Annotated in this window: 17 protein-coding genes; 8 read left to right on the top strand and 9 right to left on the bottom strand. The window is 56.6% G+C overall.

Annotated features, from left to right (window positions below; genetic code table 11):
• Window positions 1-2 precede the first annotated feature (2 nt).
• Window positions 3-935 (bottom strand): methylenetetrahydrofolate reductase, encoded by a 933-nt coding sequence (locus tag N1037_12010; GenBank protein ID UWS78014.1) that lies wholly within the window; start codon window positions 933-935, stop codon window positions 3-5.
• Between the two features lie 26 nt (window positions 936-961).
• Window positions 962-1,258 carry a virulence factor gene (locus N1037_12005; GenBank protein UWS78013.1) on the bottom strand — a complete coding sequence of 99 codons (297 nt, stop codon included), beginning with the start codon at window positions 1,256-1,258 and terminating at the stop codon, window positions 962-964.
• A 308-nt stretch (window positions 1,259-1,566) separates the two neighbouring features.
• Between N1037_12005 and N1037_12000 the strand changes: the two genes are divergently transcribed.
• Both N1037_12000 and N1037_11995 read left to right on the top strand, forming a co-directional pair.
• Window positions 1,567-2,679, top strand: a complete 1,113-nt coding sequence (locus N1037_12000) for a Ppx/GppA family phosphatase (GenBank protein UWS78012.1) — start codon at window positions 1,567-1,569, stop codon at window positions 2,677-2,679.
• 64 nt (window positions 2,680-2,743) lie between these two features.
• On the top strand, window positions 2,744-3,475 hold the full coding sequence (locus N1037_11995; GenBank protein ID UWS78011.1) for an RlmE family RNA methyltransferase: 732 nt from the start codon (window positions 2,744-2,746) through the stop codon (window positions 3,473-3,475).
• 15 nt (window positions 3,476-3,490) lie between these two features.
• Here the strand turns inward: N1037_11995 and N1037_11990 are convergent, their stop codons facing one another.
• Both N1037_11990 and N1037_11985 read right to left on the bottom strand, forming a co-directional pair.
• Window positions 3,491-3,670 carry a hypothetical protein gene (locus N1037_11990; protein UWS78010.1) on the bottom strand — a complete coding sequence of 60 codons (180 nt, stop codon included), beginning with the start codon at window positions 3,668-3,670 and terminating at the stop codon, window positions 3,491-3,493.
• Window positions 3,671-3,848: 178 nt separating this feature from the next.
• Window positions 3,849-4,622 (bottom strand): YihY/virulence factor BrkB family protein, encoded by a 774-nt coding sequence (locus tag N1037_11985; GenBank protein ID UWS78009.1) that lies wholly within the window; start codon window positions 4,620-4,622, stop codon window positions 3,849-3,851.
• Between the two features lie 253 nt (window positions 4,623-4,875).
• Here N1037_11985 and N1037_11980 point away from each other — a divergent pair, with 253 nt between their 5' ends.
• The 3 genes from N1037_11980 to N1037_11970 are packed head-to-tail and all read left to right on the top strand — an operon-like array spanning window position 4,876 to window position 9,009.
• On the top strand, window positions 4,876-5,532 hold the full coding sequence (locus N1037_11980) for an ABC transporter ATP-binding protein (GenBank protein ID UWS78008.1): 657 nt from the start codon (window positions 4,876-4,878) through the stop codon (window positions 5,530-5,532).
• Entirely contained in the window at window positions 5,529-7,967 is a 2,439-nt protein-coding gene (locus N1037_11975; GenBank protein UWS78007.1) for an ABC transporter permease, read from the top strand. The genes N1037_11980 and N1037_11975 overlap by 4 nt, the downstream gene beginning before the upstream one ends.
• Window positions 7,957-9,009: an iron ABC transporter permease gene (locus tag N1037_11970; GenBank protein ID UWS78006.1), complete on the top strand. Its 1,053-nt coding sequence runs from the start codon at window positions 7,957-7,959 to the stop codon at window positions 9,007-9,009. Before N1037_11975 ends, N1037_11970 begins: the two co-directional genes overlap by 11 nt.
• A gap of 83 nt (window positions 9,010-9,092) precedes the next feature.
• Here N1037_11970 and N1037_11965 read toward each other — a convergent pair whose 3' ends face one another.
• The 3 genes from N1037_11965 to N1037_11955 form a co-directional block, all read right to left on the bottom strand.
• The gene (locus tag N1037_11965) at window positions 9,093-9,536 is read right to left on the bottom strand and encodes a universal stress protein (GenBank protein UWS78005.1); all 444 of its coding nucleotides are present in this window, start codon (window positions 9,534-9,536) and stop codon (window positions 9,093-9,095) included.
• Window positions 9,533-12,634: a TRAP transporter permease gene (locus N1037_11960; GenBank protein ID UWS78004.1), complete on the bottom strand. Its 3,102-nt coding sequence runs from the start codon at window positions 12,632-12,634 to the stop codon at window positions 9,533-9,535. Before N1037_11960 ends, N1037_11965 begins: the two co-directional genes overlap by 4 nt.
• A gap of 145 nt (window positions 12,635-12,779) precedes the next feature.
• Complete coding sequence (locus tag N1037_11955) at window positions 12,780-13,745, bottom strand: TAXI family TRAP transporter solute-binding subunit (protein ID UWS78003.1); 966 nt, start codon at window positions 13,743-13,745, stop codon at window positions 12,780-12,782.
• A gap of 921 nt (window positions 13,746-14,666) precedes the next feature.
• Here N1037_11955 and mtnA point away from each other — a divergent pair.
• The 3 genes from mtnA (at window position 14,667) to N1037_11940 (ending at window position 17,824) form a co-directional block, all read left to right on the top strand.
• Window positions 14,667-15,794: an S-methyl-5-thioribose-1-phosphate isomerase gene (gene mtnA, locus N1037_11950; GenBank protein UWS78002.1), complete on the top strand. Its 1,128-nt coding sequence runs from the start codon at window positions 14,667-14,669 to the stop codon at window positions 15,792-15,794.
• On the top strand, window positions 15,787-16,449 hold the full coding sequence (locus N1037_11945) for a class II aldolase/adducin family protein (protein UWS78001.1): 663 nt from the start codon (window positions 15,787-15,789) through the stop codon (window positions 16,447-16,449). Before mtnA ends, N1037_11945 begins: the two co-directional genes overlap by 8 nt.
• A 703-nt stretch (window positions 16,450-17,152) precedes the next feature.
• Window positions 17,153-17,824 (top strand): hypothetical protein, encoded by a 672-nt coding sequence (locus tag N1037_11940; GenBank protein UWS78000.1) that lies wholly within the window; start codon window positions 17,153-17,155, stop codon window positions 17,822-17,824.
• Window positions 17,825-18,012: 188 nt separating this feature from the next.
• Here N1037_11940 and N1037_11935 read toward each other — a convergent pair whose 3' ends face one another.
• Both N1037_11935 and N1037_11930 read right to left on the bottom strand, forming a co-directional pair.
• A complete protein-coding gene (locus tag N1037_11935) occupies window positions 18,013-19,470 on the bottom strand; it encodes an acyl--CoA ligase (protein UWS77999.1) in 1,458 nt (485 codons plus the stop codon).
• A complete protein-coding gene (locus N1037_11930) occupies window positions 19,457-20,458 on the bottom strand; it encodes an HEXXH motif-containing putative peptide modification protein (protein UWS77998.1) in 1,002 nt (333 codons plus the stop codon). The genes N1037_11935 and N1037_11930 overlap by 14 nt, the downstream gene beginning before the upstream one ends.
• Window positions 20,459-20,645 lie beyond the last annotated feature (187 nt).

Genomic DNA, 20,645 nt, shown 5'->3' with positions numbered 1-20,645 from the left:
GTTTATCCTTGCGGGTTGACGGGCTGCGCAGATGCGCCGCCGTTGTTGATGGCCCAGGTGGCGTTGGTCTTGATGCCGCCAAGTGGGAAAAAGTGAACTTTGGTGATGTTGAAATCCGGGTTGGCGGCCTTGTGGGCAGCCAGATCCGCCAAAACTTCACCGGGTTCATGGGGCAGCAGCAGCTTGGTAACATCTTTGGCGCGCTTTTGCAGCACTTTCAATGAGGGACCGACGCCGCATGCGATGGCAAATTTGATCATGGTCTGCAGCTTGGCAGGACCGGCGATGCCAATATGCACCGGCAAGTTCATGCCCCGCGCGCTCAGCTCATTGACCCAGTCAATGACCGGCTGTGCTTCAAAGCAGAACTGTGTGGCCAGGGCCATCTCGGCGTCGGTACGCTTGGAGAATTCCTGTTTCCAGTCCAGCGCCGCATAGGTGTTTGCACGACCGCCTTTGGGATCAATGTCGAGGTTGGGTTCCGGGTGGCCCGCGACGTTCAGATGGGTAAAGCCCGCCTTGTCAAACAACCCGGTTTCCAACAGCTGCATCGAGGAATGGAAATCGCCTTTTGGCTCGGCAACGCCGCCGGCCAGCAATAGCGCCTGCTTGACGCCAGCTTCGCCCTGGTAACGGGAGATCCAGTCAGCCAGGGTGGCCTCATCCTTGATGATGCGCGCCGGGAAATGCGGCATGACATCAAAGCCTTCTTCGGCAATGCGTTTGGCGGTGGCAACCATGTCCTCAATGGGCGTGCCATCGATATGGGCGATATAGACACGGGTTCCCGCAGGCAACAGGGCGCGGAAATCCTCAACCTTGGTGGCTGTGCGCGGCATTACTTCGATGGAATACCCCTTGAGAAAGGCCTCCATTTCAGGGCTGACGGGCTGGTCGGCGCCAGGGTCGCGTTTTTTGAAGTTCAACAAAGCCATCACGGCCTCCCATAGTGGTGTCAGGCTCACGCCCATCCGTCATTTGCAATCAGGGTCTTAAGACGATCCTGATCGTATTCCGCTTCCAGACGTTTGGCCTCAGCCTCGGCAACCTCGCCAGCATCACCTTCCAGGGCATAGGGCGCTGCTTTGCGCCATTCTGCCAGGTAGGCATCGCTGTCTTTGGCGTTGACCTTCATCGCAGCCCGGTCAATTGCCTGTTCAAACCGTTCTTCCAATTGGCGCTTTGAACCGCGGCGCCCCTTGCCCACAATGACCTGCGCGGGGATATCGCGCCAGTATACGATCGTAACATCCACCATAGCCTGTCCTCCTGAGACGTCTGTTGTGTTGTTTTAGTGCGTCCCGTTTCACCGAGTACGCCGGATTTCGACACCACTTGGGTTTTGAGCGACGTTTTTCCTTTCTCTTGAATACAAAGCTGCCCCGGCGCTGGCCACAGCTGGGCAGTGTCAAAATACTCATCAAACATATGAGTTTGTCGCAACCTTTGCAGTCAGCCCCCCACCCAGTCCCCTGTATGCCGGGGGTTATAGCGGCCAGATGCCCTTGCGCAGCAGGGCCTGGCTCCATAGTCTAGGGGCAACACGATAATCGGAGGGCGTGAATCATGACGCCCAGGCGTTCCAAAGGTGCGGGCGCGTTTCCCAAGGTGGTTGAAACCCCTGTACCAGCCCGTCCGGATTCTGATGCGCTTTATGCGGCTCTGGATCTTGGCACAAACAGTTGCCGCATGCTGATTGCCCAGCCAAAGGGCAGCGGCTTTCATGTGGTGGATAGCTTTTCCAAGTCTGTGCAATTGGGCACAGGGCTTGAACGAACCGGACGCCTGTCCCGTTCGTCCATGTCCCGTACTATTCAAGCGCTGCGGATCTGCCAGCAAAAACTCAAACGCAACCGCGTCAAGCGCATGCGATTGGTTACCACCGAAGCCTGTCGGCGTGCCAAAAACGCGCGCGAGTTCATCCGGCAGGTGAAACGGGAAACCGGGCTGCTGCTGGAAATTATCCAGCCCGAAGAAGAGGCCCGCTTGGCGGTGATTTCCTGCGCGCCTTTGGTGTCGACCAAGACTGAGCAGCTACTGGTGGTGGATATCGGCGGCGGCTCGACTGAACTGGTCTGGATTGATTTGTCTTCGGTGCCAAAGCGTGATCGCCCGGCCGCCATCATGCGGCTGCATGCCGGGTTTCACCCAGCCCACAGCCCTTTTCCGTCCGCCAAGGTCGTGGATTGGATTTCTGTCCCGCTTGGGGTGGCCACGCTGCGGGATCAGTTCAACGACGTAGAAGATGATTCCGCCCGCTTTGCCCTGATGAGCTGGTATTTCGAAGAACACCTGGCCGATTTCGCCCCCTATAAGGATGAGCAGGCCCGCGACGGCTTTCAGATTGTTGGCACCTCGGGTACGGTGACCACTGTTGCTGCCTCCCATCTTGGGTTAAAGCGCTACGATCGCACCAAAGTGGACGGGTTGCGAATGACCAGCGACCAGATCGACAAGGTGATCCGGGGCTATCTGGATCTTGGGCCGCAGGGACGTCGTCGTGACCCCCGAATTGGCGAAGATCGTCAGGCCCTGATCATGTCTGGCTCGGCCATTTTGCAGGCGCTGCTCCGGTGCTGGCCCACGGATCGGCTGTCGGTGGCGGATCGCGGTCTGCGCGAAGGCCTGCTTTATGCGCAGATGAGCGCGGATGGTGTACTGGAAGACGGGCCCTTCTGAGGCACGTAAATGTAATTTACGCCCTGCCCTCCGGTTTGGAGGCTGCGGCAAAACGGTGACGATGATGGCAAAAACGCCGAACGGAAAAACCCCCACAGGCAAGAATACCTCTGGCCGTGGTCAGCGGGATCTGAAGGTTAAGGTGAAATCTGCGCGCGGACGTCGGCTCAGCTCTACCCGCTGGCTGCAACGTCAGCTGAACGATCCTTATGTCAAACGCGCCCAGGCCGAAGGTTATCGCGGGCGCGCCGCCTATAAGATCATGGAAGTTGACGACAAATATCGCTTCCTGGTGCCCGGTGCTCGGGTTGTCGATCTGGGCTGTGCCCCAGGTGGATGGGCACAGGTGGCCGTAAAACGCATCAATGTGATGGGCGAAAAGCGCGGCAAGGCCCAGGGACGCATCATTGGCGTTGACCTGCAGGAGATGGAGCCAATGGCGGGGGCCGAGTTCCACCAGCTCGACTTTATGGATGAAGGCGCTGACGATCAGGTCAAGAAATGGCTGGGCGGCACTGCCGATGTGGTCATGTCGGATATGGCGGCCTCCAGTTCGGGTCACAAACAGACTGACCACCTCAAAATTATCGCCCTGTGCGAAGCTGCCGCCTATTTTGCCTTTGATGTTCTGGAAGAAGGCGGCACCTTTGTCGCCAAGGTTCTGGCCGGCGGCGCCGAGGGTGAGCTGCAAAAACTGCTCAAGAACAAATTCACCAAGGTCGCCAACGTCAAACCGCCATCGTCGCGGTCAGACAGTTCGGAAAAATTTGTGGTGGCCATGGGGTACAAGGGCTAGGGCTCTTGGTCTTGCTTAGGGCTGTGCCAGCAGCGACCGGCTTGCCTGATCACGCAGTTCGAGGGCCTCTGCGCCCTCGCCTTCGCTTTGCAAAGAAACACGCAGCTTCTGCGACATTTGGCTGGCAAGCCCTGACTTTTGCAAAACCTGTTTTACCAGCTGCGGGACCAGCAGCTCTTTGCCAAACCTTGTCATCTTGCTCTTCCTACCTTTGGTGTTCCTGTGGCGATGGGATAGGATCTGGGTAGGATCCGAGCGGGGCCAAAATGTGGCAGGACTGCCCCATTGTTTCCAATCTGGGAACGTGTGGTATTTTTGCATATCTAGGGCTTTAGCTGGCGACCTGATCAGTGATTGATCTGACTGGGCTGCCTTAGCTTTTTGATCTTAGGTCGATAAGGGCGCTGTTGAATTCCGCCCCCAGGATCAAAATCGCCGCGTTCACATAGAGAAAAATCATTGCCGCCATGGCCCCGGCCAGCCCCGCATAGGTGGCAGAATATTGAGCGATGGAGCCAACATAGAAGGCAAAACCAATCCCAGCGCCCCACCACAAAGCAACCGTGAGAACCGTCCCAGGCAATATGTGGGACAGGCGGTGGACTTGTCCCGGCAGCAACAGATGGCAGAATAATACCGCCGCAAAAGGCAACAGTGCCAATACCAAGGCATGCAGGCCGGGTGTCAAATAACCTGAAAGCTCCACATTGGGGAAAAAGTCAGCGAGATAATGCAGGTAGAGCGGTAAGATAACCTCAAACAGGGCGGCAATCAGGATACCCACACCGCCCAGGATCACAAAGCCAAGGCAAAGCAGCCGTGACACCCAATAGGGACGCAGATCCTGGTCGTGATAGGCCCGCACCATGGCCAGCCGCACCGCATTGACGCCGTTGGAAGCAAAATAGAGGGCAAAGATACCACCCACGGTGATCAATCCAGTGTTGGAGGTCTCCAGCACCGCGTCAAGCTCAGCCAGGATCGGGGTTGAGACAGGCTCTGGCCAGGCTCCAAAAACCAGCTCCACCAGATGATCCAGTTCGACGCTTTGCGAAAACAGGCTCGCAACGGTGCCGGCCAAGGCCACAGTGAACAAAACAAAAGGGAAAAGCGCCAGCATCATCGACATGGCAATATGGCTGCTCATCACCCAGCCGTTCTTGCTGTTAAAGCGGTTTATCGCCAGCCAAAGCGACCTGGTCCAAATATTTGAAAAAATGCCGGTTTTCATATTGGCAGACATCCGTATCTAGATCACAAACATCAGTACACTACGACAAAGAGCGCCGACAAGACAGCGGGTTACTGGACAGTTTCACCTCAGACGTATTCACTGCCATTCAGCGATCAACCTGCCATTTGCCCTGCTGACGGCCATTTCTCGGGATACAGATCAAAACATGGTTCTAACCGTAACAGATGTTACCAAGACAATTCCCCAAAGCGGTTTGCAAAAGCCGATCTTGGATCGGGTGAATTTGCAGGTGCAGGCCGGAACCTCTCTGGCGCTCACCGGTGAAAGCGGATCTGGAAAAAGTACGCTTTTGCACCTGGTGGGTGCTTTGGACAGTTTTGACAGTGGCGAAATCCATGTGGATGGAATTGCCCTAAGCAACCTGGATGAAACCGGGCGGGCGGCGCTGCGGCGAAGCAAGGTTTCCATTGTTTTTCAGCAATTTAATATAATCCCTTCACTTGATGTTGCTGCAAATATCGCGCTGCATGCCAAGCTGGCCAAAACCCATGACCCGGATTGGGAGGCGCTTTTGGCCCAGCGGTTGGGCTTGACCGCACTGTTGTCCCGCTACCCCGAACAGCTGTCGGGCGGGCAGCAGCAACGGGTGGCAATTGCCCGTGCGCTTGCTATGCGACCCAAGCTGTTGTTGGCGGATGAACCAACCGGCAGCCTGGATGAGGAGACCGGTGACGCGGTGCTGGGATTAATGCTGGATCTGGTTGCAGAAAGCCAAACCGCGCTGTTTCTGGTCACGCACTCCCAATCTATCGCCGCAGCGCTGGATCAGCGTCTGCATCTGAGCAACGGCGGGTTGACGTGACCGGGCCCGCCCTCCTTGCACTGCTGTCCCATTGGCGGCAGCACAGGTTTCAGCTGGCAGCCCTGATTGTCGGCTTGGCACTGGCGACGGCGCTCTGGATGGCCGTTCAGGCGATCAACAGCCAGGCAAGGGCCAGCTATGCCAAGGCGGCAAACTATGCGCGCCAAATTGACCGCCCAAGCCTGGTGTCCGCCACCAATAACTTGACGGTGTCCGACTATGTCAGCCTAAAACGCAGCGGCTGGAAACTGTCTCCGATCCTAACCGGAAACATAAAGGTTGCGGGCCAGTCCATTGAAATAACTGGGGTTGATTTGTTATCGCCGCCCCCCATTTCTGGCATCATGCCCCCCGAGATGACTGCCCAGGACATGACTGCCCAGGACGGGGAGATCCTGATTTCCATGTTGCGCCCGCCCGGTGGTTTGCTGCTGCATCCTCAAACGGCCCAACGGATCGCCGCAGAGTTTCCGGCGCTAACCCTCCATCGCTCGGCAGAGCTGCCGCCAGGACATGCAATTGGCGATATTTCGGTTGTCAGCAGACTGCTCGATGCGCCTAAAACGCTGACACGGCTCATCTATCTGCCGTCAACGCCACCGCCACCGAATGCACTGCAAAAACTGCCGGATCACATTCAATTTGAAGCCGCAAATGCCAGCCGCGTTGAACCAGGCACCCTCACCGAAAGCTTTCACCTCAATCTAACGGCCTTTGGGTTCCTGTCCTTTGTCGTTGGGCTGTTTATCGTGCAAGGCACTATTGGTCTGGCGATGGAGCAGCGGCGCGGCCTGTTTCGCACCCTGCGCTGCCTTGGGCTTCCCTTCGCAAATCTTGTGTTGATTTTGCTGATCGAGATCACATTTATTGCCTTTATAGCGGCCTTTATCGGTTTGATAATTGGCTATTTTATCGCCGCATCCCTGTTGCCTGGGGTCGCGGTGACGCTTTCGGGGCTGTACGGTGTCGAGGTGGACAACGGTCTGACCCTGCAACCCGCATGGGTGCTGTCCGGTCTTGCCATGACCCTGTTGGGGGCGGCTGTTGCCAGTGGTTATTCGTTCTTCACCCTTTGGCATCTGCCTATTCTACAAGCGCCCTCCACCCAGGCCAGAGGCCAGCAGATCCTGCGCAATTTCAACGGTTGGGCACGGGCCGGGGTCGGCTTGCTGGGGATTGGCGCCCTGTCCCTGCTGCTTTGGGGCGGGCTCAATGGCGGTTTTGCCTTTCTCGGCTGTCTCATGCTGGGGACGGCGCTGCTGCTGCCATTTTGCCTCTGGCACATACTGCAGGCCGGACAGAGACTGACGCGCCATCCGCTTGGCCATTGGCTCTGGGCGGATGCACGGGCACAGCTGCCGGGCCTGTCGCTGGCGCTGATGGCGCTCATGCTGGCCTTGGCTACAAATATTGGCGTTGGAACAATGGTTTCCAGCTTTCGGTTGACCTTTACGGGCTGGTTGGATCAACGGTTGTCGTCTGAGCTTTACGTCACCGCCCGTGACGACGCCCAGGGGGCAGCGCTGGAGCAATGGCTGGCGCAAAAAGACCTGCGGGTTTTGCCGATCCGCTCCCAGGACTTGCGCGATCCGGCCGGGAAGATCAGCATCTACGGCGTGCGGGACGATCCTACATATCGTGACCACTGGCCGATGCTGGAATCCCAGCCAAGGGCCTGGGATTTACTGGCAACGGGTCAGGGGATTTTGATCAGCGAACAACTGGCACGCCGCCGCAACCTGAGCCTGGGCGACACAATACTGCTGCCGCAGGGCTGGCCCAGCAACATCCTGGGCATTTATTCGGATTATGGAAATCCTCACGGGCAGGCGATTGTTTCGATGGCGCAATTACTGCGCAATGCGCCAGAGGCGCCCAACCAGCGGTTTGGCCTGCGTTTAAACGCCAGCGATGTCCCGGCCCTGATTAATGACATTCAAGAAACGTTTGATTTAGATCGGGAAAATCTTGTTGAACAAGGCAAGCTGAAGGCCGCTTCACAACAGGTTTTTGATCAGACCTTTCGGGTTACCGACAGCCTGAAGCTGCTCACATTGGGAGTGGCGAGTTTTGCAATTTTCACCAGTCTCGCAACACTCTGGAGCCAGCGCCTGCCGCAACTGGGTCCGGTTTGGGCCATGGGGGTCAGCCGCCGGACGCTGGCGCAGATCGACATCGCGCGCAGCCTCCTGATGGCGGGTTTGACGGCCCTGTTGGCGCTGCCGCTGGGGTTGGTGCTGTCCTGGGCCTTGTTGGTGGTGATCAACACAGAGGCCTTTGGTTGGCGGCTACCGATCTATCTGTTTCCGCTGGACTGGCTGTGGCTGGTCATCCTGTCGCTTCTGGCGGCTTTGCTGGCGGCGCTACTGCCAGCCTGGCGCCTGTTCCGCCTACAGCCCAGTGCACTCTTGAAGGTGTTTTCCAGTGAACGTTAGCCGCCTGCTGCTCTGTCTGAATTTGCTTGTTGCCGGACCGGCCTTGTCCCAGGGGTTTGCCGGCCTCGGGACTGCGGCTGACGGTTTTGCGATTCCCAATCCCGAGCACCGCCTAGAGTTTCCCATGGACCATGGTGCGCATCCGGATTTTCGTATTGAATGGTGGTATTTGACTGCCAACCTTAAGGATGAAACCGGCCAAAGCTATGGTATTCAATGGACGCTGTTTCGCAGTGCGCTTGCCCCCGGCGAAGCAGAAGGTTGGCAGAGCCCGCAGATTTGGATGGGACATGCCGGGCTGACCAGCGCCACTGCGCATTTCTCAGCCGAGCGTCTGGCGCGTGGGGGCATTGGCCAGGCCGGCGTCACCACTGCGCCCTTTCAGGCCTGGATTGACGATTGGCAAATGGCGGGTGCAGATGACCTGTCCCAGCTTGATCTCTCCGCCGCGGGTGACAGTTTTTCATATGAGCTCTCGGCCAAAACCACGGCGCCATTGGTTTTGCAAGGTGAGCAGGGCTATTCGGTGAAATCCCCCGAAGGTCAGGCAAGCTATTATTATTCGCAGCCAAATTACCAAATCAAGGGCAGTCTCACCCTGCCCTCTGGTCCCGTTGATGTGACTGGCGATGGCTGGCTGGATCGCGAATGGTCCAGCCAGCCGCTGTCAGAGAACCAAAAAGGCTGGGATTGGTTTTCGCTGCGGTTTGACAGCGGGGATAAGCTGATGGGGTTTGTATTGCGCGGCGCCAACGGGGCCGAGGACTTCCGTTCCGGCACCTGGATTTCTGCCACTGGCGAGGTCACGCCTTTGGCTCCGGGAGTGTTTCAGGCGGACCCGCTGGCCCAGGTTGGGGTCAAGGGGCGAAGCATTCCAACCCGTTGGAAAGTCGACCTGCCTGAAAGGAATGTTTCCCTTACAGTTGAGGCGCTTAACCCACAAAGCTGGATGGATGTTGCCTTTGCCTATTGGGAAGGTCCGGTGACCGTATCTGGCAGCCACAGTGGCACCGGCTATTTGGAAATGACCGGGTATGAATAGCGCACAGTAAAAACAGCCAGCAAAAAGGGGCGCCTCAAAGCGCCCCTTTTTTGATTTTCAAACCAGGTCTTCAGGTCGGGGCGTCAGGCCTTTGGCCCGCGCACAACAAAGACCGAGCACTCTGAATGACGGATGACCCGGGCCGCATTGGGGCCCAGCAAATAGTCCTTCAGATCAGGCTTATGCGCCCCAACCACGATCAGATCGCTGCCGGCGGCCTCTGCCACCTTCAGGATCTCCTGATAGGCGGTTCCAGTGGCAACCACGTGGCGGATCTTGGCATTGCGCTCTTGCCCCAGGATCTCGGCGCAGATGCTTTTGAGTGTGGCTGTGGTTTCCTCGACTGCCTTTTCATGGTGATGGCTTTCAAAGAACCCAGAAACCCAGCTTTCGCCAAAGTCAGGCAGAACATTCACCACATCCAATTGCGCCCCGTCCAGGTCGGCCATTCTGGCCGCCTGTTCGAGTACCATTTTATCAGTGGCCTTGTCGCTCAGCTCCACCGCGCACAGGACAGATTTGATCATGCTGGATCTCCTTCTCTGCGGACGCGGCCGCGTTGCATCATGGCTATCAGACCCAGCAGCAACAGCGCTGGAATGAACACCAACTCCTTGGGCAGCTGATCAACTGGTGCCAGGATTTCCTTCACAAAAACAGGGCTGTCCCCGTAAAAGTCAAAGCTGCCCAGGTCTTGTTCCGCCGGGGTGCCAAAGCCCGGTGCATCCAGGTTCATCTGGCTGCCTTCGGGCAACAGGATCAGCCCGGCCTTTTCAGCCATAGCAGCGCCATCCAAGCCATCGATCGCTTCGACAATCAGCGTTGTTGAGGCAATTTCACCAGTGTCAAAATCGGGCCCTTCGATGGTCAAGCGCAGCTCTTGCCCCGCCTCGGCCGTCCCAAGCGCCTGCACCAGTTCGGTTGGAGCAACTTCCGTGTGGGCCGGCATAATCCGGTTCATAAAAAAGTCCGGACGGAACAGCGCAAAGGCGACAAAGACCAACAGAAAGCTTTCATAGATCTTACTGCGGGTGACAAAGTAACCCATGGTGCCAGCGGTAAAGACCAAGATGGCAATGGTAGCGGATATGGCAACCAATATGCCTTGGGTCCAGGTGACATCTATCAACAACAGGTCCGTGTTGAAGATAAAGACAAAGGGCAAAGCCACTGTTCGCAAACTATAAAAGAAGGCGACAAATCCAGTACGGATGGCGTCACCGCCGGACACAGCGGCAGCGGCAAAGCTGGCAAGCCCCACCGGTGGCGTCACATCGGCCATGATCCCAAAGTAGAACACAAACAGATGCACCGCGATCAGTGGCACGATCAGACCAGACTGCGCCCCAAGTTCCACCACAACCCCCGCCATCAGCGAACTGACAACGATATAGTTGGCGGTTGTGGGCAACCCCATGCCCAGCACCAAAGACAACAGACCAACACAAAGCAGAACAAAAACCAGAATGGTCCCGGTCATGTCTGCGGCGCGTTCGGCCACGGTGCCCTGAAAGCTGGTAATGCCCACAAAATCGGTCAGCGGGCTGATCGCGTGAACCGCCATTGCGCTCAGATAGGTGAGCCCATAGGCCATGGTTTCCACCAGATCGGCCATCACCTGACCCACACCTGTCAGCGTTACCGTACCCACGATCACACCGGCCGTCGCCGTTGCAAGGGCGATCCCGATCATATTGCGAGAGCCGTCAATCAAGCCGCTCCACAGGTCGTGGCACCCCTCAACAAAGGTTGATACGATGTTGCTTTGTTTGCGGAAAAACGCCTTGATGGGTTTTTGGGTCAACAGGATGACAAAGAGTAGCGCCGTGGCCCAGAAGGCAGAAAGCCCTGGGGATTTCTGCTCGATCATCAGGAAATACACCAGAACCACGATGGGCAGCATATAGTGCAAACCTGCTTTGTAGATCTTGGCGATTTCCGGCAGTTCGACCTCTTTGGCGTTGGGGTCATCCGGTTCCAGATCATCAATGCTGGAGGCCAGGGCCACCAGAGCCACATAGATCGCAAAGACCACGCCAAACATCAAAACGCCTGCAATACTGGGCGCCCACCTATAGGCCGCCTCCACCGGGAACTGACTGCCGTAGCACAGTCCGGCAAAGACTGCGAAAAAGCTGGCCATGCCAAGAATGGTACGGGTCATGTGGACTTCGCGGTTGCCCAGGGTGGGCATGTTACGTTTCACCGCCTCCAGATGCACGATATAGACCAGTGCGATATAGGAAATCGCCGCCGGCAAAAAGGCGTGGGTGATCACCTCGACATAAGAAATGCCGACATATTCCACCATCAAAAAGGCCGCAGCCCCCATAACCGGCGGCATGATCTGCCCGTTCACAGACGAGGCCACCTCGACCGATCCGGCCTGCTCTGACGAGAATCCAACCCGCTTCATCAGCGGAATGGTAAAGGTACCGGTGGTGACCACATTGGCAATGGAAGAGCCAGAGATCAGACCGGTCGCAGCAGAGCCAACAACGGCCGCCTTGGCCGGACCACCGCGCAGGTGACCCAGCGCGCCAAAGGCCATTTTGATAAAGTAGTTCCCTGCCCCGGCCTTATCAAGAAGAGCGCCGAAGAGCACAAAAAGAAAGACAAATTTGGTCGAGACCCCAAGCGCGATACCAAAGACACCTTCCGAGGTGATCCACATATGGCTCATCGCTTTTTTCAGGCTTGCGCCTTTCCAGCGAATGACTTCTGGCACCCAGTCAGAGGAGCCGAAGAAAACGTAGGCCAGAAAAATCGTGGCAATAATCGCCATGGCCGGCCCCAGTGCGCGGCGGGCCGCCTCAAACAGGATCAACAGGCCCGCAAGGGCGTAAAACTTGTCGATGTCATCCGCCAGGCCGCCACTGTCGACGATCTTTTGATAGTTCAGATAGCCATAGATGGCGACAAAAACCCCGGCGCCCGCCAAAGCCCAGTCCTGAACCGGGACAAAACCGCCTTCGGGGGTTTTCCATTGACGCACATAGGACAGCACAAACCAGGCGCCCATCGCTAGGGCCAGTATCAGCGCGACAGCCTGCAGGGGGCTGCTCCAGCCGTCCAGCAGGTATTGGCCCAGAATGGCAAAGGCGCTGTAAAACAACACCACAATCGCGGCGAACATACCAAGGGCACTGACGAGGCGTTCCACGCCATTCGCGACACCAGATCCATTCAGGAAGGTTGGCGCCACCAGCGCCAGCGCAACCACTGCGCCAATTGCCACAGCCACATTGATGGAGATATCCGGCGAGACCGTGATCATCACTGCGACCGTAAAGGCCCCCAGCCCCAGAACCGTGCCCAAATGCCCAAGGGCAAAGGAAATCAGATTGCGGCTTTCGCGGCCCATCGCTGGATAGGCCATGAAGCCCAGCATCAGCGCAAAGGCGAGATGGATCAGGCGCGAGTTATTATTGACCGCGCCCGGTAGCAGGTAGTTTGCCAGCGGTGAGGCGAGAATGACTTGAAAAACAGACCAGCTAACAGCGATGACAGCAAGGGAGAGACCCACTGCTCCGACCGGGTTGCGCGCACCCGCATCGGAGGAGGCAACCAGTTCCTGCAGTTCATCTTCGCTAAGCGGTCGATTTCCCTGAGCATCGGATGTCATGGATAATCTCCCATACAGAAGTGATCCGCCCTATGGAGAAAGCCCCCAGTTTCGGACCCTGTCTGATATTATTGGTTTTGGGGGTGTCCCCTTCGTAAATTGAAAGGGGCACGAAATCGCGCCCCTTCCTATGTCGTTGGATTTATTATTCAATCCAACCTTGTTCACGGTAGTATTTCGCCGCGCCGTCATGCAGCGGTGCAGACAGACCATCGGCGATCATTTCTTCAGCCTTCAGATTTGCAAAGGCAGGATGCAGTTTGCGGAAGGCGTCAAAGTTTTCAAACACCGATTTCACAACCGCATAGACGGCCTCGTCCGGAACATCGGTGGAGGAGACAAAGGTCGCGCCAACACCAAAGGTCTGGGTATCCGCATCCGACCCGCGGTACATGCCGCCGGGGATGGTGGCGGTACGGTAAAAGGCGTTGTCGTCAACCAGTTTGCTCACAGCGTCGCCATCAACGGTTACCAGGACGGAATCACAGGCTGTGGTGGCTTCCTGGATCGAACCGGAAGGGTGGCCAACGGTATAGACCATGGCGTCGATCTGGTTGTCACATAGGGCTGCGGACTGTTCAGCCGCTTTCAGCTCGGTCGCCAGTGCAAAGTCTTCCATGCCCCAGCCTTTGGCATTCATCAGCACTTCCATGGTGCCGCGCTGACCAGAGCCCGGGTTGCCGATGTTGACGCGCTTACCCTTCAGATCGTCAAAGGTGGTTATGCCGGCATCGGCCCGTGCCACAACGGTAAAGGGCTCGGGATGCACAGAGAAGACGGCGCGCAGACCTTCATAGGGGCCTTTTTCAGAGAACTTGGAGGTTCCGTGATAAGCATGGTGCTGCCAGTCAGACTGGGCAACGCCAAACTGCAATTCGCCTTCGCGGATGGTGTTGATGTTGTAGACAGAGCCACCGGTGGATTCCACCGCGCATTTGAACCCGTGCTCTTTGCGGCTCTTGTTTACCAGACGGCAAATCGCGCCACCGGTTGGGTAATATACACCTGTTACACCACCGGTGCCGATGGTGATGTACTCCTGCGCCTGCGCAGCCGGGGCCATAAAGGCCGCCGTGACCAAGGCACCCACGGTTAGTTTTGTATGTTTCATGTTTGGTTTTCTCCCACGATGTTTTTCATGAAATTTCACCGCTCTACGTTGGAACGGCGATAGGCATGCACTCACTCTTGTTTCATCCAGGACCAGGCGGCCAACAGAATGAATGAGGGGTGATCATTTTGCACTCTCCCAAGCTAGCCCCTTGCGGTCCCGACCTGTCAAGCGCTTCAAAATCAAGCGATGTGGATGAGACGGCACTTTTCTCGCATGTGACAAAAGCCCGCCAATTTTCCCCTGTGCCCTCCCCCTCAAGAGTCGCAGCAGTGTGGCAGATTGCCGCAGGTTAGTGCAAGAGCGAACTCGGCCTGATTGAGGGTCGCCGACGGGTTCTGCGGGGTTTAGGTGGAAAATCAGAACGAAGCATTCGTTTTCCAGATCGAATACTGTCTCATGCCGCTCATTGGTAAAAGTGCCGCGAACCAAACGGTGCTGCCTAACCGCGAGCCATGTGAACTTACTTAGCAACTTGGTCGCAGACAACCCTAAGGTAAAAGACTTCAGCGCCCTCGATAGATGCCTATCAGCGGCGTCTATCGAGGGCGCCGATGGTTTGGTGGCCCCGGTTTGCTGTCCCCCCATTGGTCTGGAGCCTGAACACTGCCCACCCTCGCGAAAGTGGTAGATCATTCTTACTGCCGCCTTTGAGCGAGGCCTGCAGGCAGACAACACGGGCGCCTAGATCGCCGCACCAAAGGGCTAAACAAAGCCGACCAGGGAGCCAGGCAGGTCGACAAAGCAAAGGAACCAGGGAGGGTCGGAACACGCCTCTGTGGTATGTTTTATGAAGAATTGGTCGCACTGCCACCTTTAGATCTGTCATAAAGGTACAATCAAAATCAGCCAGGTTGGCTGTACCACTTTATCGCGACCTGCGCCTAGCACTTGCAGGTTACGCCCTTGCGGAGATCACTCATGAAAGTTGACGGCACGCCCTATAGATCCCTGTGGTGGGACACTGACGCCGAGGCCCTGCAGATCATTGATCAAAGATGGCTGCCCCATGACTTTCGGATCGAACAGCTGGACAGCCTGCAGGGTTTTGCCAGTGCCATCAAGGATATGCATGTGCGCGGCGCGCCTCTTATTGGGGCCACGGCCGCCTATGGCATGGCGCTGGCCATGCGCCAGGATCCTAGCGACGCCGCACTGCAACAGGCCTGGGAGGCCCTCAATCAGACCCGCCCCACCGCCATCAACCTCAGGTGGGCCTTGAACCGGTGCCGGGATCTGTTGCTGGGCCTGCCTCTGGAGCAGCGGGGCCAGGCTGCGCTGTCTCTGGCGCATGAAATCGCTGACGAAGATGTGGAGATCAACCGCCGCATCGGTGAACACGGGTTAAAACTGATCCAAGACATCGCCGCGCAGAAAAGTGACGATAGCCCGGTGCGCCTGCTGACCCATTGCAACGCCGGTTGGATTGCTACGGTTGACTGGGGCACCGCCACCAGCCCGATGTACCACGCCCATGATGCCGACATCCCGCTGCATGTCTGGGTGGATGAGACCCGTCCCCGCAACCAGGGGGCGCTGACCGCATGGGAGCTGGGCAGCCATGGCATCAGCCATAGCTACATCACGGACAACGCCGGCGGGCATCTGATGCAACACGGGTTGGTTGATATGGTGATCACCGGAACCGACCGCACCACCCGGCAGGGGGATGTCTGCAACAAGATCGGGACCTATCTCAAAGCTCTGGCGGCAAAAGACAACAATATTCCCTTCTATGTCGCCCTGCCCTCGCCCACGATCGACTGGACGGTGTTGGACGGGATCTCGGAAATACCAATCGAAGACCGCGCCGCAGCAGAGGTCAGCCATATTCAGGGCCGCACAGATACAGGCGAAATCTCGACCGTACAGGTGACACCGGAGGGGACTTCTGTCAGCAATCCGGCCTTTGATGTGACCCCCAATCATCTGGTGACGGGCCTGATCACCGAACGTGGCGTATGCGCCGCATCTGAGGCTGGACTGGCGGCATTGTTCCCGGATATGGCCCCGCCTGCCGCCACGGCAAAGGTCTCCGCCAATGTCTAGGCCCTACTGCGATGACACTGCCACCCGGCAATCCATCATTGACGCCTGTCTGGCGATGCAAGCTGCGGGCGTCAATCAAGGTGTGTCGGGCAATATTTCGCTGCGCACCACCGAGGGCATGCTGATCACGCCCTCTGGGGTGGAATATGAAAAGATGCGTCCCGACATGCTGGTGCTGATGCCACTGGATGGCTCTCAGATGCGCACAGGCCAGATGAAACCCTCGTCGGAATGGCAGTTTCACCGGGATATTCTTATGGCCAAGCGCTCTGAAATGGCCGTGGTTCACGCCCACCCCACCTTTTGCACCGCGCTGGCGATGAATCACGAGCCGATCCCGGCCTGCCACTATATGGTGGCGGCCTTTGGTGGCGATGACGTCCCTGTGGCCGATTATGCGCTCTTTGGCAGCCAGGAGCTGTCGTGTCTGGTGGTTCAGGCCCTGCATCACAGATCAGCCTGCCTGATGGCCAACCACGGCGCAGTGGTTACCGGCGACAGCCTGCAGACTGCGCTGTGGCGGATGATGGAGCTTGAAACCCTGGCCAAGGGCTATGTGACCTCCCTTACCATAGGCAGCCCAAAACTCCTGGGCGCAGACCAGATGAGTGAGGTCAAGCAAGCCTTTGCAGATTATGGCCGCACATCTCTTTGAACAGATCATAAAAGCCGCGCACCGTTCTCGGCTGCTGGTGATTGTTCACGGATCGTCGGCGATTGTAGTATCGCGCACCGTCCACAGTGCTACCAATGGGCAATTCAGTAGAGTATCTTTTGGCGCGAATTGCGACCGCTCAGAGGTGGGTGTTGGAATCATTGACGCTGAAAATGTGATTGTTTTTTGAATAACTTAGGATTTTTCCGGCGCTAAGGTGTGTGCAGAAGTTTCCATCAACTAAAATAAATTTGGACTTCAATAATGCAGCAAGCCAATCTATGCACAGGCCAATTAGGCAGCACCCGATCGCACCCCTACTAGCCTCGACAGGCTACCTCATATCAGCGCTTTTCAGCGCCGATATGAGACCCTTATTGATAAGAGGAAAACCTCATTGACACGGCGAGTTGAAACGTTTTGTCTGTCTCCGCTGAAACAGCCCACTGAATATCTTTGTGTGATCAAAACCTTTTGAAAGAGGAAGTTACCATGAAATTAGATCCCAATAAAATCCTGACATTGAAGGGCAGCAAGGCAGCAGCCGCTCCGAAAGTCGGTGAACCAGCCCCACCGGGCAGTGGCTTCTAAGCCAATCCGGCACGATATTCCGAATTCTGAAGAAAGCGGCGGCCTGCGAACTATCGGGCCGCCGCAAGCACCAGTAGACCTTGCCCACAATATCGCAGAAACAAGAAACCTTATGATGAGTTCAGACACACAGATCGACGAAACTTTTCGTTCGATTTCGCGTTTGTCCGACAATTGGCCAGGCCGGGCCGTCGGTCCCCGAGGGGTTGTAAGGTACCTGAATTCATCCGGATCTCTCGCGCCGATCCTATGGTTCTTCAATGCGGCGCACGAACCTGCAAGATTCCATGCAGCACTGGATCCGGAGCGGCCGTTTTTTGCGCTTCGCTCTCTCAACCTCATCATGAAACCATCGCCTGAGCGGGATAAAATTGGTGCCAACATGGCGAACCATCTTGCGGACGCTTTGACTGGCATGTTGCCCAAGGAGATTGCGGTTGTTGGTGGAAATTGCCAAGGAGCGCCATTTGCAATCTGTTTGGCACGGCGCCTGCTGGAACTTGGACATGACATAAAATCCGTAGCCGCGATTGATGCCATTCCCGACTACACAATACCCGTTCCGGCGTTGCTCAATTTCGGCGCGGAGGCACCGGAACGAAACCCCTTCCTGCAGGATCAGAGCATGACCGAGCAGCGGGTAGAAAACCTGTTTCCAGTATATGAGCAAGCCAGCCTGCCCTGTGGGCATGGCAAATACTTCGAGGCTGAAAACCTCCCCTACCTCATCGCCAACATCGAAAATTTCATAGGGACCCGCATTCGCGCCGAAGAGCATCTGTAAGCGTTGCCGGGGTGGAATGAGAAAACAGAATGGATGGATGAACCTCCATGCCGAGGGGGCCTCCAATAAGACGACACAGGTCAACCGCTTTCAGGGAATCCCCACCTAGATCGAAAAAATCACTGTCCTGCGATACCTCGGCATCGGGAAAGCAGGTTTTAAAGGCGTCTTCGACGCAGGTGCTCAGTTCAAATGGCATGGCATACCTCTGGTGTTTTTTCGATCATCTGACCCAACTGTGCCCTTGCGATTTTGAGACCAGATGTCTTTGGAAGCACCCGCATCAGTACGATTTTGTCCGGCCTTGTCAGCGGCGACAGATGGGCTCTCAATCGGGTTTTGACTTCGCTTATGTGGCTTGGCTCGGCTTCGATGACCGCAACGATCTGATCTTCATCACCGGCCTCGCTCGGGATAGAAATCACGCAACAAAGCGCCGCGCCGGTAACGTCCTGGATCCGGTGCTCGAGGTCTGGTGCGTTGAAGGAAATGCCGTTTCGGCAAAAGTACTCCTGAACTCTCCCCACAACATGGAGATACCCTTCGTCGTCCAGGTAGCCACGATCACCAGGCCGAGCCGCATTGCCATTGACCTGCGCTTCAATATGGCCAACCTGGTTGTTGGGCAGTGGGCAGCCTTCGTCATCGACGATCCTGATATGATAATGTGGAAGCGGTTTTCCGACGGAGGTCGGATGGCTGTCAATCGCATCCCCTTCCAGACGGGATATGATGCCCGTTTGCGTCGAAGAATAGGTAACGCAAAGCTTGTCGGACAGGATGGACTTGGCTTCTTTCAGAACCGCGCCTAGCAGCGGGCCGCCGATACTCTGCATTTTGACCAGCCTGTCATAGCGCGGCCCGTCCCCGACCACCCCTTGCGCCTTGATGTGCTGGACCAGACCGCGGATCAATACCGGCGGCAAAGTGACTTCTTCTGCATCCTCATGCAAGAGAGCCGCATCGAGTTCCCCATAGTCGAAGAACACCGGGACAGTGATGATCTTGCGCCCGCTGACCGCGTTGCGGAACCAGATATAGCGCGTTCCCGGAAAGCTGAGATTGAGACAGGACACTGCATTTCCCCAATGGCCTCTTTCTCCGCCCACGGCCATCCGGTCAATGGCACTCAAAAGCTCTTCATGTGATAAAGGGTGCAGTTTCGGAACCCCGGTTGTTCCAGAACTCATAATGAAATCTGCGGTGACATGCGGCGTGGCCGGAAAAATCAGCCCTCCCGAAGTTTTAGTCACCTCCCCGCCCCTGGGAGCCTCCAGAACCCCTTCGTGCTGCGTCAGCTTCCGAAAGTCTGAAAAGATACATACAGCGCGCGACCTCGCAGCCCTTTCCAAAATGTCCGAAGGCGGGCTTCTGAAATCGAGCACCAGAGGCGACGCCCCCAATGCCCATAGCGCAAAAATTGCAGCGAACGTGTCAATCTGGTTGGTGTTGGCAAGCCCTACCACCTGGCCAGCAGAAACGCCTTTTCTGGCAAAAGCTAACATCGTCAACTCGATGCGCATTTTGAAGTCTGCGTAGGTGAGGGAGCCGCGCCCTGTTCCGCGCCGAGTTTCGAAAAGTATGGTGCCTGGGTTTGTTTCGACCTGTTTCAGAAAGGCCGCGCCGATGGTTTCAGGAGCATGCATCTGACATTGCCCTTTGTGCATCATCAAACAACTGTTGTCCCAGCGGCGTCAAACGCGCATGTCGTTCAACTTGAGTAGCGCAATCCCGATAGATGATCACCGCCTGCCTGCATTGGCGGCGGAGCTCTTCGGCATCCGGCCCGCTAAAGCCGTTTTCGAGCATAGCCCTCGCAGATTGCACCATGCGTGCCGAGACCCAGGCCGCATGGAAAATCCCCTCCATCGGGCGCGGCGTGGAGCGGAGGGGAGAGCTGAAGAGTTCAGTATCTTCATTCAGGATGACAGGGTCATCCAGGTGATACAGGAACAGCTTGGCATGAGAGCTTTCATGCACCAGCGTCATCAGAACCGTTGGTAGAATATCAATCTTGTCAGAGTTCACGAGGATGGAACCAAAAGCCCCAAAGACCGTGGCGCCGCCAAAGCCGCTCTTCTTGGGGTCCCGGTTAACGGCAAGGTATACCTGAGACACGAGGAGATCGAACTCCTTGGCCCAATTGGGCGCGTACTGTTCCAGCGTGTTTATCGCTAGTTTGATCTTGGCAGCAGCGTGTTTCTTCTCCTCGGCGCCGGGAGCGCTCAGATCGGCTGTGAGCCCGACATCATCACGAAACACACGACGAAGAAGGTTACATGCACCGTGTCCCAGCTCTTCTTCCGACAGGCCGAGTACCCTGAGGCCGGTCGCCTGGACCGGATCGGGGAGCTGTAGGAATTGCAGGCAGGCCTGTTCAAATCTGGGTTCGTCCTGCGCGAGTGCTGCATTCAACATCGCGTCATGGGCGGCAAACACAAGGCTATCGGGGCGCCTGTGATCGGAGAAAATACGCTTGAATTTTTCTTCTGCTCTCGCTGTGTTTTCGGGTGCGTCCCAAACCTCAAGCAGCAGGTGCCACAATGAGGTCTCAAGCCTGCAGAATAATCGAGTGATCGTTTCCCGAAGATCATCTGCATTCGGGAACAAGGTTGTTCCAAACTGGATTTCCATAATATGTACCTAATAAAATGACTTTCACAAACATGATACTGTTTTTCGAGAAGTTTGCACTTTCACGAAGCCGCAGCCAGGGGCGGTTAAACGCTGCTAGGCCTAGCTGCTCCGAACCAATATATGCGGCGTAACCCGTTGTACTATCAAGTGCTGCCTGTGCGCTGGAAGCCTCCGCTGCGGAAAA

This window comes from Phaeobacter sp. G2, from assembly GCA_025163595.1.
In the GTDB taxonomy this organism is placed as follows: domain Bacteria; phylum Pseudomonadota; class Alphaproteobacteria; order Rhodobacterales; family Rhodobacteraceae; genus Pseudophaeobacter.
The sequence above is the reverse complement of the archived record's forward strand: the minus strand, read 5'-3'. Positions and strand labels throughout refer to the sequence as shown.